8 protein-coding genes are annotated in these 16,251 nt (G+C 58.8%); 6 read left to right on the top strand and 2 right to left on the bottom strand.

All coding sequences use genetic code 11. The features are described from left to right. Positions 1-48: 48 nt before the first annotated feature. Complete coding sequence (locus tag B3C38_RS05680; protein WP_286726151.1) at positions 49-3,246, bottom strand: alpha-mannosidase; 3,198 nt, start codon at positions 3,244-3,246, stop codon at positions 49-51. Positions 3,247-3,869: 623 nt separating this feature from the next. On the opposite strand from B3C38_RS05680, the gene B3C38_RS05675 reads away from it, so the two are divergent. The 6 genes from B3C38_RS05675 (at position 3,870) to B3C38_RS05650 (ending at position 15,370) form a co-directional block, all read left to right on the top strand. After that, positions 3,870-4,721, top strand: coding sequence for a DUF6377 domain-containing protein (locus B3C38_RS05675; RefSeq protein ID WP_349677386.1), 852 nt, complete (start codon positions 3,870-3,872; stop codon positions 4,719-4,721). Positions 4,722-5,092: 371 nt separating this feature from the next. Further along, positions 5,093-7,528, top strand: a complete 2,436-nt coding sequence (locus tag B3C38_RS05670) for a hypothetical protein (RefSeq protein ID WP_286726150.1) — start codon at positions 5,093-5,095, stop codon at positions 7,526-7,528. 25 nt (positions 7,529-7,553) lie between these two features. Further along, positions 7,554-10,817 (top strand): SusC/RagA family TonB-linked outer membrane protein, encoded by a 3,264-nt coding sequence (locus B3C38_RS05665; protein ID WP_286726148.1) that lies wholly within the window; start codon positions 7,554-7,556, stop codon positions 10,815-10,817. Positions 10,818-10,837: 20 nt separating this feature from the next. Next, positions 10,838-12,808 (top strand): RagB/SusD family nutrient uptake outer membrane protein, encoded by a 1,971-nt coding sequence (locus tag B3C38_RS05660; RefSeq protein ID WP_022331894.1) that lies wholly within the window; start codon positions 10,838-10,840, stop codon positions 12,806-12,808. Positions 12,809-12,866: 58 nt separating this feature from the next. Then, a complete protein-coding gene (locus B3C38_RS05655; protein WP_022331893.1) occupies positions 12,867-14,468 on the top strand; it encodes a calcineurin-like phosphoesterase C-terminal domain-containing protein in 1,602 nt (533 codons plus the stop codon). Between the two features lie 257 nt (positions 14,469-14,725). Continuing rightward, positions 14,726-15,370, top strand: coding sequence for a nitroreductase family protein (locus B3C38_RS05650; RefSeq protein ID WP_055202876.1), 645 nt, complete (start codon positions 14,726-14,728; stop codon positions 15,368-15,370). 13 nt (positions 15,371-15,383) lie between these two features. On the opposite strand, the gene lepB is transcribed toward B3C38_RS05650, so the two are convergent. After that, a complete protein-coding gene (lepB, locus tag B3C38_RS05645) occupies positions 15,384-16,250 on the bottom strand; it encodes a signal peptidase I (RefSeq protein WP_022331891.1) in 867 nt (288 codons plus the stop codon). Position 16,251: the final 1 nt, after the last annotated feature.

Genomic DNA, 16,251 nt, shown 5'->3' with positions numbered 1-16,251 from the left:
TTCCGAAAACATCCGGAGCGGGCTTATCGCATATAGAGTGGCTCCCCGTTATTCGATCACGGGCAGGGCACGCGGCTCGCAGGCCCACCGCGTCCCGTCGATCCGGTTCCCGGAGACCGTAATGGCGAAAATATTGATGTCGGCATCCTCGGGCAATGTCAGCTTTCCGGCTCCGGGGGCGATATCGAACCCGAGCCTGTAAAGGTACGTGAAGGTATAGGCATCGTTCCGGCCGTTCATCTTGTGCCGGTGGTTCCCGATATGGGCGATCGTTCCGTCCTTGACGAACGATTTGGTCTTGCCGGCCCAGGCCCACTGGGCGCGGAAGCCCGAGTAATAGGGCACGACAGCCTCGTATTTGCGGCCGTCGACGTCGAATACGGCCTTGCGGTCGCCCCTGGACGACGATGCGAGGATGTAGACCTTGTTGTAATCGCCCTGCGGCAAATCGACCGTGACGGCCTCCTTGCAGTTCAGCACGTTTTTCACGTCGGGTTCGCCGCGGCGGTATTCGATGCCGCCATGGACGATCACTTCGGGCATGAGCTCGGCAGCATAGGAGTTGCACTCCTTATCCACCTTGGCGACGGACTTGAACGGGTCGCTCGAAATGGAGTTCTGGTTTACAGGGAAATCCACAAAGGCATTCTCGATCGCAGGGGCGGCCACGGGAGCCTCCGCCAGCGTAATCTTATAGGTCTTGGGCGCGAAACGCCCGGCATCGACGAGCAGCCGGTTGCCTTCGAATCGTGCTTCCCCGACCGGCTCCTCGATTCCGTTCACCTCCTCGGCCGAAACGATCCGCACGGGGAAAGCCAGCTCGGCGCCGCGCACCTCCCGGCCCGTTGTTTGGAATACGCGGACGATATAACCGCTGCCGTCCTCGGCCTTCTTAAGCGCCTTGACGGCGATCTGCGGGGTCGAAGCCGCGACAAAAGAGAACCTGCGTCCCAGCTTCCCGGGGTGCTTCGGCGTCGTGAAGCTGAGGAGCGGCTGGTTGAGCAGCTCGCCTTTCTCCACCACCCCGGCGCGGTTATGGTCGCCATCGTGCCCGACGAGCGAGTAAGTCATCGTATGGCGTCCGAAATCCAGATCCCGTTGGTCGGCATAGCGTTTCTCGGTCGAAGGCGTATGCAGCAGACTCAGGCGCAGGGTATTGTCGGCGGGTTTGTCCCAGCCGTATTTCGAATCGTTCAGAACGGCGATGCCATAGTCCCCGTCCGAGAGGTCTGCCCAATGATGGGCGAATGTTTCGTGCGCCCGCTGGTGGTTGGTGGGACGGCGCTGGTTGCCGATGCCGATGTCGTAGACGGCCTCCTCGGCGGAAACGGACATCGGGAATTCGGCCTTGAGCAGGGCGTCGGGCGTCTTCCAGTCAATGTCGGCCACGATATCGATACGCTCGTCGTCCCCGCCGTCGGTCAGGCGGATATACTGCACCAGCCGGGAATCGCCGTACCGCCGTTCTACTTTCAGGGAGGCCCGTGCGGCGCCGCACTCCGCCACGCTGATCCGGACATCCGTATCCACGGGTTCGGGTGTCTGGTCGAGCGTCGCCTTGTGGATCTCCCATGCCGGATAGCGGTTCGACACATTGGGGGTCAGCACCGCAAGGCGGAAGGCCTTGCCTTTTTCGACCAGGTCGCGGCCGTTGCGCTTGTCAATGACCGAGGCGATGTCGCCGTTCGCATCGAGCGTCACCTTATAGACCCAGTTCTCGAGCGTATTGCCCGAGGCCCTGAGCACCTTGCCCTTGCCGGCCTTGCCGGCCCTCACGTCGTATACCGCATAGCTTACGGGTTCCATCGCGGCGGCAAACAGCACGGTCGCCCTGGCACCGTCGCGGGCAACGATCTGCGCAGGAACGGTCTTCCCGTCCGGCGCATAAACGGCCACCCCTTCGGCCTCCGCAGGCAGGTCGACCGTCGCCTCGACAAGGCTCCTGCGCGAATAAGCGGCGGGGTTATAAACCAGTACCGGACTTCCCTTCGCGCGGGTGTCCATTACGGATGCCGCAGCCCCGGTCGATGCGAGGATCACATCGCAGAATTGCCCCTGCGCCAGAAATTCGTCGTTCCAGGAGTAGGTATACGCCTCCCAGATGCTGGTTCCCGTAAGGTCGTCGTGGAACTGGTGCCAGAGGAAACGCTTCCAGGCATCGTTGAGCGCCTCTTTCGGATAAGGGACGGCTCCCATCCAGTCGGCGATCACGGCCGAACGCTCGGCGGCATCGGCCAACTGTTCGTTACGGCGGTTGTAGCGCTTCATCTCGGCCTGGGAGGTATAACAGCCCGGAGCGTGGACGTCGAGGGGCATCTCCCCGACGAACACCGGGAATTCCGGATGGTTCCCGTAGGGCATATAATCCTCGTAGAGCTGCGAGGACGTGGCGCTGACAAGCTCCACGGGCCCCTTGCCGTTCGTAATTCCCTCCTCGAGCAGCTGGATGCTGCGGGGCAGGGCCGAGCCGCCGTGGTCTCCGGCTCCGTTCGCCAGTTTGTTGCCATAGTACCGGTAAGCGATGCCGAAAGGCGACTTCCGGGCGCTTTCGACCAGCTCCTTGTTGGCGCTCAGATCCCCTTCGGGAAACTCGTTCCACGAATAGCGCCCCGGCTCGAGCGCCACCATGATGCGTGCACCGTCGACCCCCTCCCAGAGCCCGATCGGAAACGGGGTTTTGGAGTCGCCGACAAGCGGCTCGGTGCGCCACGACAATTTCTGCGTCGAGAAACCGATCAGGCCGCAGTGGTGTCCCAGCGTCGGCATGACCTGGCTGAATCCGAAGCAGTCGGGCAGGAACATATCCTTCGACTTGATGCCGAACTCCTTTTTATAAAACTCCTGTGCAAGCAGGATGTTGCGGATAAACGACTCCGACGACGGCATGTTCGGGTCGTTGGCCTCGAACGAAGCCCCCGAAATGTTCCATCGCCCGTCGGCTACGAATTTCCGGATGCGCTCGAAGAGGTGCGGATAGTACTCCTTGATCCATTCGTACTTGACGGCACCTTCGAAATTGAACACGTAATGCGGATATTTTTCGAGCAGCGCCAGATTCTGCACGGTCGTATTATATAGGTAATCGTCGATCGTGGCTTTCACGTCCCACCGCCACTGCGTGTCGAGATGGGAATTGGAGACCATATAGACCTTGTATTTTTTCCCGGAATCCTGCGCCGACGTATCCGACGGGCTTCCCGCCGAAAACAGCGCGAAGACGATTCCGATAAATCGCATGATTTTCATATTTGCTTGCTTTAATATTGAATGATGGAAAGAGGATGGAAGTTGACCGGACTTCGACTACGTTGCGGACAAAAGTAATAAAAGGCAAGATAAATAACAACATAAACACAACAAATAATCAAAAATAAATTTCCTTTTAATCTCTTTTTAACACTTGTATTAAAATAAAACTTATATATTTGTCATATCTTAAAGCCTAAAAACGATGGAAAAGAAATTCCGGACTCTTTCGGCCGACCTCCCCAGCAGGAGGGCACCTATACCGCCCGCACTGCCGTTCGCCCTGCAAAACGGGTACGGCACATCCGCGGCCACCCGGGACATCGCTGCCGGAATCTCCGGCCAAACTTGCCCCGCAACGACCTCCGGCATGGTGACCGGCGAAACCGCACACCCGTCATCCGGGGTCGTCCCAAGCGGCGGCGGCAATTGCGCCCCGATGGCCCGGCCCGGCTCTACCGCGGGAACGAGGCAGCCGGCAACGCACTTTGATTACCCCCAAACCGCAGCCACCCGGGCACAACCCGTACAGTCTCGATTTTATAATGTATATTTGTAGTACCACAACCTAACCCTCGACCAGACATGAACCGTCATTTCGCTCTGCTTACCGGCCTTCTGATCTGCTGCTGCGTCCCGAAAAACGACGTTACCGCCCGCACAATGCGTGGGGGGGGGATTTCCCTCTTTTAATTTCGGGAACCGGCAACATCCTGCCGGAGCAAATCGTCCGCTACGCCTCGAACGGCGACCAAGCCGGCAAAAGCAACGCTGACCCCGAGCCGGCAACGGCAGGGGGCACCCACCTCCGAAGCCCGCGAAAAAGCAAGGCCGCACTGCCGGCCATCGCAACGGGCGCACTTCTTCTACTGGCGGCCGTCTCGCTCGCCTTCAGGCAAAATCACCAGATCAAACAGTTGCGTACGCAACACGCGCAAACCTGCGCCCGGCTGCACGAACTCAGCGAACAGCTCGCCGCCAGCAGCCTCCGCCACGAAACAGCCACCCGGGCACTCTCCCAGGCCAATACCATCAAAGACAAATACCTGCGTTACTACATGCAACGCAGCACGTTCTACATCAACAAATTAGAACGCCACCGCACACACCTCTACAAAACAGCGCTCTCGTTCGGGCAGGAGCGCCTTTTGCGTGAGCTGCGCTCGCCTACGCCCATCGAGCAGGAATACAAATCGTTCTTCCACGAATTCGACCGGGTATTCCTTTCGCTTTATCCCGACTTCGTGGAAAAGGCCAACGCACTGCTGCGGGACGGGGAGCAAATGAAAACGCCCGGCCTCAACACCGAATTCCGGCTGCTGGCCGTGATCCGGCTGGGCATCACGGGCAACAGCGAAATCGCCCAGTTTCTGCATATCTCCATAAATACGGTCTACACCTACCGCAACCGGCTGCGGAACTCCGCCAAATGCCCGCCCGCCGAATTCGAACGCCGGATCATGGAGATCGTCTGACAGCCGGAAATCGCGCACCGGCGATTCATACGGGATTCATATAATAACACCCGGGTATAGGAAATAACATGCTTTCCACCAGCCCATTGTCGGAAATACGCATTCATATTTCATTTTGATGCTGTTGATACACATTTTCCAAAAGCATACTTTTACAAACAACAAAGCGGAATTTCCTCTGAAATAAACACAAAAGAATACAATAAGAAATCCACAATAGCTCCATTTGATTTTTATTCGTCTTTCATTTAATATCTTTTTCTCAACCTTTAAAATACAGAGATGCCTATGACAAAGTAAAGACTACGACCGGACTTACACGACTACGAACCATTCATTCATCCAAATATTCAACCCTAAAACTTTCATTTATGAGAAAATCTCTTCATTTTCTTATTTACATGCTTTTTGCCGCACCGCTATTGCTGTTCAGTTCCTGCGGCATCGAGGATGTAGAGGCAGAAGACGGTGCGATCGTATTCGAGCTCTATGACGCGGAGGGCAACCTCATCGAGGGCCTCCAGAGCATGCGGTTCGGCACGACGGCCACTTATACCTTAAAGAGTGCATTCGTCACTTATACAGTGGCCACCCCGCCCACAGGCTGGAAATGCACCGTGATCCCCAGCTCGCGGAGCTGTTCGGTCACCGCACCCCCAGCCTCCGACCTGGGAGCCAAGGCCAGCGGCGACGTGGTCATCGAAATACAGTCGCAGGCAGGCCGCACGGAGACCTATACGCTCGCCGTAGCCGCCCTGGAAAACGACATCACACTCACATTCGACGAAGAGACAACCTCGAAGACCCATGTATTCTCCTACGGGAAGAGCATGGAATTCGAATTCACCAGCGAGAACACCGCGTCGCTCGACGTAAGCGTCCCCAAGGGATGGACTTACACGGCCGATGTCGATGCGGGTCTGCTGACCGTCACCGCGCCCACGCAGGAGGAGGCCGACCCGGCCATGGAAGGCAGCGTCAAGGTTACGCCGCTGAGCGTCCGCGGGACGGCCGGCGAGGGTTCGTCGATCCCCGTCGAACTCTCGACCAAGTTGCCCATCATCTCCTTTGCCGAGGCCGATTACAAATTCGCCTTCGGCGAGCAGCGCGACATTCCCTGTACCGTCACCAACGTAGCCACGTGCGACATCACGGCGCTCAAAGGCTGGGACATCGCACTCGACATCAAAAATTCGGTGCTCAAAGTCACGGCTCCGGCCGACGGCGCGGACTGCACCGGTGCGGGCACGGTCGAATTCGCAGCCGTTTCGGCGGAAGAGCTCACGGCATCGTTCAGCGTCCGCCTGAGCTGGAAGGGCATCTCGACCCCCGAAGAGTTCGTAGCCTTCGGCAACGCGGTGACCGAAGGGGCGCCGCTCGACGCCTACACCAACGGCGGCAGGATCGTCCTTGTCAGCGACATCGATCTGAGCGCCCTTACCCAAACCAGCTTCGCAGGCTCGGCCGCCAATCCGTTCAAAGGGACTTTCGACGGTCTGAACAATACGATCACCGTCAAGCTGGCGGATCAGGATTCGAAGGAACTCGGCCTGTTCCACACGCTCGATGCAACGGCCGAAATAAAGAACCTCTCGCTGGCGGGCAGCATGTCCGTATCGCAAGCCACCCCGGTAGTAGCCGGCACGCTGGCCGTCTATAACAACGGCGCGGCACTGACCAAAGTCACCAACAAGGCCACACTGTCCTTCTCCGGGGCGAAAACCGTCACCACGGCAGGTTATCTCGGCGGGCTGGTCGGCCTGGCGAACGTCGGTTCGGTCTACACCGATTGCCACAATACCGGCGAATTCATCGTCACGGGGACAGCCCGGACGGAGTTCATCGGCGGCATCGTCGCAGGCACCGCGGACAAAACGGAAGGATCGCTCGTGAACTGCACGAACAAAGGCAATTTCAGCTTCGACTTCCCGGGCGCCGTCGACACCGGCCAATACGGAGGATTGTTCGGCCATGCCGAGAAATCGAACTGGACGTTCAGCAACTGCACCAACGAAGGCACCTTCACCGTCACCTTCGCCGATCCCGGGCACCAGTTCCACTCGCTGGGCGGTATCCTGGCCACCGGCTACGGCGTATTCGACAATTGCGTCAACAAGGGCAAGATCATGTTCAACAACTCCAACGGCACGAAATATCGCCGCACGGGCGGTATCGTAGGCTGCGTCGGATCGGACGCAGGCCTGGGTTATACGCTCAGGATGACCAACTGCCGCAACGAGGCCGACATCGCGGCGTCGACGGCATCGGTCGGCGGTCTGATCGGCATTGCCGAAAAGGTGGCGTCGCCGGCCCTGATCGAAAACTGTGTAAACACGGGTAACATGACCAGCCCCACGATGGCCGACTACGACCTCTTCTACATGGGCGGCATCGCCGGCAAGGTCGCCGGAGCCTTCACGCTGAAGAACTGCATCAACCGCGGTAACCTCACGGCGGCCGTCGAGCGCGACATCGCGGGTATCGCCGTAGCCGGTGACAACAATGCCGTGTTCGACGGTTGCGAGAACTACGGCAACATTACGGTAGTGGCCAACCACAAAACCGACAAGTGGCGCCCGATCGTGGCAGGTATCGTCGCCATAGAAAATGACAAGGTCACCACAATCACCAACTGCACCTGCAAGTGCACCATCGATGCGACGCTCTACCAGGCGACCAGCGTCGGAGCGGTCTATGTCTTCCAGAAAACCTGGGAAAAGGGTGTCGAAGATACGAAGACCGTATGCGACGAGGCTTCCAAAACCAATTCGGCGGAAACGACAATCAGAATCACGACAAGAGAGTAAAACCCAATAAGAATACAATACGGTTATGCATAAATATCATATTATAACACTGATATTGTGTCTGTTTTGTCTGGGAGGGGCCGCCACGGCCTCTCCGGACAGGACGGCAGCCGCCCCGGACACCCAGGCGCGTTCCTCGCAGCTGAAGGTCTCGGGTATCATCAAGGATGACGCGGGAAGCCCGCTGATCGGCGTGACCATCGTCGTCAAAGGCACCTCCTCGGGCAGCGTATCGAACTCCGACGGCAGCTATACGATCACGGTTCCCTACGCCGAAGCGACGCTGATGGTCTCCTACATCGGCTATGCCCCGCAGGAGATAAACGTAAACAACCGCACGAGGATCGACATCACGATGGTCGAGGACAGCAAGGCGCTCGCAGAGGTCGTGGTGGTAGGTTACAACGTACAGAAGAAGGAGACCATCACCGGTTCGATCTCGACGATCACCACCAAAGACCTCAAGCAGTCCCCCACGGCCAACATCAACAATGCGCTAGCCGGGCGCATGCCGGGCCTGCTGGTCAACCAGTTCAACGGCGGCGAACCGGGTAACGACGCCGCGCAGCTCAACATTCGCGGTAAATCGACCTACGGCAAGTCGGACGTCATCATGATCGTCGACGGCATCGAGCGCGACATGAGCTACCTCTCCCCGGACGAGATCGAGACGTTCACGATCCTCAAGGATGCTTCGGCAACGGCACCCTACGGTATCCGCGGCGCCAACGGCGTGATCATCGTCACGACCAAGCGCGGCCGAAAGGGCGAAAAGCCGACCGTCGATTTCAAGGCGTCGGTCGGTGTCAGCGAACCGATCCGCTACCCCGACTACCTGGGTTCGGCAGGCTATGCGACCCTCTACAACGAGGCGATGCTCAACGACAACCCCTCGCTGGATCCCGGCTCGGCATCGCTCTTCTCCCAGGAGACGATCAGCAACTTCCGCCGCGCCAAGGGCGACAACTCCGACGGCCTGGGCTACAACTGGGATTACTTCGACTACGCATTCAAACCGTCGATCCTCCAGGATTACAGCCTTTCGGTACGAGGCGGCACCGACCGCGCCCGTTATTTCATCCTCGGCAGCTACTACAACCAGGGCGGCAACTACAAGCATTCGAACTCCGACAACGTCAACAAGTTCCTGCGCTATAACTTCCGCGCCAACGTCGATGTCGACGCCACCAAGCGGCTGAAGATCTCGGTCGACCTGGGCGCCCGCGTAACGGAATACAACTATCCGGGCGCCACGGCGGCCAACATCATCTCGCTGGCCAACACGCAGCCCCCCTACCTGCCGATCATCCTGCCCAACAACCACAACGACGTCAACCAGGCCGATTTCGAGGAGAACGGCGGCTACCTGCTCTATGCCGACAACGACTACCGCTACAACATGCTCGGGCAGCTCAACCGCACCGGTTTCAGCAAACGTACGCGCCGCTACCTGCAGGGATCGTTCAAACTGAGCCACGACCTGGACTTCATCACCAAGGGCCTGAGCGTCGCCGCGCAGTTCTCGTACGACACGTTCAACCAGCACACCATCAACAACAGCGTGCCGACCCACAGCACGGGCAACCTGACCTACCCGGGCTATTCGACCTGGATGCTCCCCACCGAATACAGCATCGACGAGTGGAAGAACAACGCCGACTACTGGATCAAGAACGGCACCTATATAACCGCCAACCAGCGTACCACGGACGATGCGCAGAGCAACAGCATCAGCCACGGCTCGCCCGAAGGAACGTCACGCTTCCAGGCGCGCCTGGACTACGCCCGCAAATTCGGCGACCACAACGTGTCGGGCATGCTGCTCTTCTACCTGCAGAACAAGGTCATCAGCAACCAGGTTCCCTTCCGCTACATGGGATTTTCGGGCCGCGCGACCTACGACTACCGGAACAAGTACCTCTTCGAGTTCAACATCGGCTACAACGGCTCGGAGAACTTCGCCCGCGGAAAGCGCTACGGCGTATTCCCAGCAGGTGCCGTCGGCTGGGTCATCACGCAGGAGCGATTCATGAGGGGCGTAAAGTGGCTCGACCACCTCAAGCTGCGCGCATCGTACGGTCTGGTGGGTAACGACCAGCTTTCGGGCAACCGTTTCTCCTACCTGCAGTACTACAAGTCGTCGGACGGCATGACCACCTATTTCGGCGAGACCGAGGCCGGCTATACCAGCTACCTGGTCGAGGGCGTGTTCGCCAACCCGAACCTGACGTGGGAGAAGGCCCGCAAGTTCAACTTCGGTATCGACGCCCAGTTCTTCAACCAGCGGCTGACCTTCACGCTCGATGTTTTCAAAGAGCACCGCTACGACATCCTCACCTCGCTCTCGGCAGATGACAAGGTCGGGTTCCCCTACATCGTCGGGCAGGTCGCCCCGATCGTCAACTCGGGTATCGTCGACAACCACGGTGTCGAATTCGAAATCGGCTGGAACGGTCATATCGGGCAGCATTTCCGCTACTACATCCGCCCGAACTTCACGTTCGCACGCAACAAGATAAAATACTGCAACGAAATCTCCTACATCGACAACAACGGCCGCGACTGCCCGTGGCGTTACCAGACCGGCAAACGCCTCGATGAGAATTTCTGCTACATCTTCGACCACTTCGTGGCCGACCAGGGCGAGGCCGACCGCCTGAACGCAATGAACGGCGGCAGCGGATTCGCCATCTGGGGCCCCGTACAGCCGGGCGACGTGGTCTACAAAGACCTCAACGGCGACGGCGTGGTCAACAACTACGACCGCGCAGCCATCGGCAACCCCCGTACGCCCGAGATCCAGTTCGGCATTCCGCTGGGACTCTCCTACAAGGGCTTCGACTTCAGCATGCTGTGGCAGGGCTCGGCGCTCTGCTCCGTACAGCTGAGCGGCCCGGCCGTATGGGATTTCCCGCTCTACGACCAGTCGCGTATCGGCAAGGTGCGCCGGATGCACCTCGACCGCTGGACGCCCGAAACGGCAGCTACGGCGAAATACCCCGCCCTGCACTACGGCATCCACAACAACAATAAACAGCAGTATTCGAGCCTCTTCCTCTACGACGCTTCGTACATCCGCCTGAAGAACGTCGAGATCGGTTACACGCTGCCCAAAGCCTGGACTTCGAAAGCCGGCATCCAGAACGTCCGCATCTACGTGCAGGGACAGAACCTGCTCACGTTCGACAACCTGGGCGACGTCGACATGGATCCCGAGATCAAGAACGGCGACGGCAGCTGGTTCCCCGTACAGCGTGCCATCAACATCGGCCTTAACATGACATTCTAACCCAACAAAAACCAATGACAATGAAAAAAATCTTATATCTGCTCTGTAGCTGCTTTGCAGTCACGCTGATGGCTTCCTGCGAGGATTTCCTCGACAAGACCCCGCAGGGCGACAAAACGGATCAGGACATATTCTCGCGTTTCAACGAGACTGAAAGCCTGATCAACCGGCTCTACTTCTACGCCCGCGCCGCCGACCAGCCGCTCGTGCACATCCGTTTCTTCAGCGACTCGGCGCTCACGGACGAATGCGAAGGCTCTTCGGCCGAGAACGGGTGGTCCAACAAGTTCAACGACGGCGACTGGGAACCGGGTTCCCAGCTCTACACCTCGTGCAACGCCACGACCAACTCCGGCGCCTGCCACACCTTCTGGCCCAAACTCTACGAAGACATCCGCTGCGCCAACGTCATCCTCGAAGGTATCGAGAAGTACAACACCCCTGATTCCGAGGCACGACCCGGCACGCTTTCGCAGCGTATCGGCGAGGTGCTCTTCATCCGCGCCTACCTGCACTACTGCGTGCTGAAAAGCTACGGCGAATGCCCCTACGTCGACTATACGGTGAACCCCAACGCACTGCCGCCGTTCGAACGCGAGAACATCCATACGATCGTCGAGAAGATCTGCCGCGACTGCGACGAGGCCTATGCCCGCGTCCCGGCGCAGAACCTGATGGATCAGTTCGGCCGCGTGGAGAAAGGCGCCTGCCTTGCGCTGAAGGCCATGGCGCTCTGGATCGCAGCCACGCCGCTCTACAACGGGTCGACGCTCAAAGGCGACACCCGCAACTATGCGTCGGTCTACCAGTCGTACGACCCCGCGCGCTGGGACGCCGCAGCCGCAGCCGCCAAGGCCGTGATGGATTTCGAGGCCGAGGGGCAGAAACGCTACTCGCTCTACCAGGGTTCGCCCAAAAGCCAGACGACCGACTCGGGCGGCACGGATCAGAGCAACGGCGCGGTTTACAGCCGTCTTTGGGAGCTGTTCCACCGCACGATGAACGACGCCAAGAAGGCCGAATGGATCTTCTTCCACCTCCACTGCAAGACCGTGGGTTACCACAACGACATGTACCCGCCTTCGGCGCAGGGACAGGCACGCGAGGTACCCGTACAGGATCAGGTGGACGAATACGAGGTGATCGGCCCCGACGGCTACGGCTATCCGATCTATGCGCTCAAGCAGAACCACAAGGCGCTCTACGGCAGCCTGATCTCCGAGCAGGACATGGCCAAGGCCTATGACGACGGCAACCCCTACGTCAACCGCGACCCACGTTTCTACCGCGACATCACCTACCACGGCTCCATGTTCAAGGGCAAGTGGATCAACACGGCCACCGGTGCCGACGCCATCAACGCCGCCAACTCCACGTCGACGGGCTACTTCACCCGCAAATATTTCGACGGCTATTACACCAAGGGCATGTCAGGCAACTGGAACTTCGATGCGCCGCTGATCCGCCTGGCGACGATCTACCTGGTCTATGCCGAAGCGGTCACCCGCTCGAAGGGCGCCACCCCCGAGGTCTACAACCTGATGAACGAGCTGCGTGCCCGTTCGTTCATGGCCCCCATCCCGCCGGCCGCGCAGACCAACAAGGAGTTGCTGTTAGACTACATCCTGCGCGAACGCCGCGTGGAGCTCTACCACGAAAAGAGCCGCTTCTTCTCGACGCGGTTCTACCTCGAACCGACCAGCCCCGAAGAACTGGCCAAGGATGCCCAGTGGAGTTCGATCCAGGGGTCGAACGACCAGAAGGCACAGTTGTATTTCGACAAATACGGCGCCTACCCCAAGACGCAGCACCGCATCTGCGGCATGCGCCCCGTGGAAGACCCCAACGGCAAGATATCGGTAGGCGGCAAAACCTACCGCATGGAGCGCTTCTGGAAGGAGGATCGCGTATTCCTCGAGAAGCACTACCTCTTCCCGATCCCGACCGAAGAGTTGCAGCGGGCCAACATTCCGCAAAACCCCAACTGGTAATTGACAATCACCGGCCCGACCGCCCGAACCGGCGGTCGGGCTGACAGTAAAACAGACTATGAAAAACGATTCAATCTTCACACGGCTCCGCAGGACGCTCAGCCTCGCGCTCACGGCCCTGATAGCCGCAACGATGATGGCGTGCGAGGGAGACGACAAAATGCTCACCGAGCTCCCCAAGCCCGACGACGGCAACGGAAACGGCACGACGGAGATCACGCCCGACAAGGGCATCACCCTCTACGGACTGGTAAGCGACAAGGAGGGCAACCCCCTCGAAGGGGTCGTCGTGAGCGACGGGTACAGCGTCGTGGCGAGCGACAAGAAGGGCGTCTACCAGATCGTGCGCGACCCCAGCGCCAAGCACGTATTCATTTCGGTACCTTCGGGCTACGAAATCCCGGCACAGGCGAACTTCGGCTCCTACCAGGGTGCCTACCAGGCAGCCAACTCCGTCACCGGAAGCAGTTCGAAACCCTACCGGGCGGACTTCACGCTCACCAAACTCACCCAAAGCGACAAACGGTTCCTGCTCTTCGGGCTGGGAGACCCGCAGCCCGACAACAGCGACCATATCCAGCGGTTCCGCACGGAAGCCGTACCCGATGTGAAAAAGATCAGCGCGAAATACTCGATCCCGCAGGTCGGCATCGCTCTGGGCGACATCCTGGGTAAAGGCGACGCCCAGACCTTCACCTCGATGAAACGCGCCTTCGGTGAAACGGGCGTCCCGTTCTTCACCACGATCGGCAACCACGACAAGAGTTCGGTGGACTATACGGGCGACACCTACCGCGACGTGCTCGGGCCGCGCTGGTACTCGTTCAACCGCGGCGACGTGCATTTCATAGCGATGGACAACATCATCTTCACCGGCACGGAATACACGGGCGGTTTCACCGACGAGCAGGTGGCATGGCTGGAGAAAGACCTGAGCTTCGTCCCGACGGATAAAATGGTAATCCTCTACTACCACATCCCGCTGCGCGACAACACGGGCTACCTCAACCGCAAAAAGGTGCTCGACATGATCTCCAGGTATAAGAACCCCACCCTGATGTGCGCCCATACGCACTATTTCCAGCCTTACCACATGCGTTCGCACAATATTTTCGAACGCATTCACGGCGGCACGTGCGGTTATTTCTGGCGTTCGACATGCGGAGGCGACGGCACGCCCAACGGGTTCATGGTCTACGAGATCGACGGCACGAAAATCATCGACACCTATTTCAAGGCCTCGCAGCGCGCCGACGACTACCAGATACGGCTCTATCGCGGCAACGCCGAGTTCGCAGGCCCCTATGCGACCTACAAATACGATGTCGGGGCGGACGTGGTCGTAGCCAACGTCTTCACTTCCGGGATGGACGGCACGACCTGGAAAGTCGAACTGTCCGAAGACGGCGGCAAGACGTGGAGCGCCATGACGGCGATGGCGCAGAACTACGGCGACCGCTGGATCCGCGGCTACCACATCGGGGTCAAGAAACATCCGGTGGAAAGCGGCACCAGCCCCTGCTACCACCAATACCAGTGCAAGCTGAAAAATCCCGAAGCGACCGGCATCGTGGTTCGTGCGACCGACAGTTTCAACCATGCCTACACGCAGACGCGCTTCAACGAGAGCAACGATTTCACCGAAGCCGAGGGTTATTGACCCTCCCGGCCGCATCTATCGAGCGGGCAGCCCTGTGGCTGCCCGCTTTTTATTTACACAGGGAGGGAGGGGGCACCGGATAAGAAACGGAGGGACCGTATGAAAAAGGAGGAAGGCGAAGCACGCAAAGAGAACAGGGAACCGCACACATGAAGGAGGGGAAGCGGCCGAATTCCCGGAAAAAGATTGCCGGCACAGCAACCGTTTCCAGGCTATTTTTCGTATCTTTGCCTCACGTCACAAACGGAGGGGCAAAAATGGCAGACGATTATTTAGGCAGAAAAATGGAAGAGTACATGGCCCGCAAGGCATCGGGGCAGAGCAACCGCAGGCCGCTGGCGACATTGGGACGGTTACTGCTGAAAAACCGCAGCCACCGCGGTTACGACACCGGGTTCGTCGTACGCGAGGATCAGCTCCGGCGCATGATCGAGGTAAATACCAGGATCCCCTCGGCGCGCAACCAGCAAGTGCTCCGGTTCCGCCCCGTGCTGGCGGACGAAGCCCACAAAGTCCTGCCGCACATCCGCCTTGGCGGAGCCCTGCCCGCACTCCGCCTGCCCTTTCCGGGTACCGAGCCGAATGCCTTTATCATCATCTGCTCGACGGTCGAAGAGAACCGCTACGTCGACATGGATTTGGGCATCTCGGCCCAGAGCATGCTGCTCCAGGCAGCGGAGATCGGCCTGAACGGCATCTGCATCGGCGCATTCGACAAGGAGCGGATCAAACAGGAATTCCACCTGGCCTACGAACCGCTGCTGATCCTCGCCGTCGGCAAAGGCATCGAAAAGATCGAATTGGTGCCCATAGGCCCCAGCGACAGCCACACCTATTACCGCGAAAACGGCACGCATTACGTCCCAAAACTCCGCGCCGAAGAGTTGACAATCAAGGAATGATCCGCCCGTCGGTTCATTCGACCGCCTTCCACCATCGCCCGGGACGTTCCACCCCGGTGAGGGGATCTTCGGAATAGGTAATGCGGCAGGCCACACCGATGATGAACTCCTCGGGAACAAAGCCTAAATAGCGGCAATCCTTAGAATTGATTACATTGTCGCCGCAGAAGAAATAATAGTTTTCCCGGAATTCATAGGTCGAGATCGCCTCGCCGTCGAGCCGCAGGAGGTTCCCGTCGCAGGTCAGCGCCCCGCCTGTCTCATATTCCACGACAAGTCGGTACAGCTCATAATTCAGTGAGTCGAGTTCGACCCTGTCGCCGGCACGGGGAATATATAGAGGTCCCATATTTTTGATCGTCCACCCGTAGCGCCGGTCATCGAAAGGCAAGGCGCGCAGTACGTTGGGCGGCAACAACGAATCCGGAATCGCAGCCAGCCGTCCCTGCTGCACGGCATCGCCGATAACCCCCTTGTAACGATTATTACAGAAATATCCGTTCCGGATGGCAATGCTGTCGCCGGGCATCCCGACACAACGTTTGGCATAGACATAGTTGATCCGGAACTCTATGCGATCCCGGTCGTACCCGTGCGGGGCATTAAAGACCACCACGTCATTGACACGCACCCCTCTGAGGCCGGGCATGCGGAACGAACGGAGCGGAACATCCTGCCGGAACTCGAGTTTGCTGTAAATGCGGCTCCCGGCAAGCAGTTTATTGACCAGGATCCGATCCCCGGGCAACAAGGCCGGCATCATCGACTCCGACGGGACGACGAACTGGTCGCAGCAGAAAATCCGCACGAGCAGCCATCCCGCGAAAAGCATGCAGGCACTTGCGGATACCCAAAAGATATAGTTGAAAACCCGTCGCATA

Origin of the sequence: Alistipes sp. UBA1686 (genome assembly GCF_002320215.1) — a bacterium.
Taxonomy (GTDB): Bacteria; Bacteroidota; Bacteroidia; order Bacteroidales; family Rikenellaceae; genus Alistipes; species Alistipes onderdonkii.
This window is presented reverse-complemented; position numbering and strand designations above follow the sequence as displayed.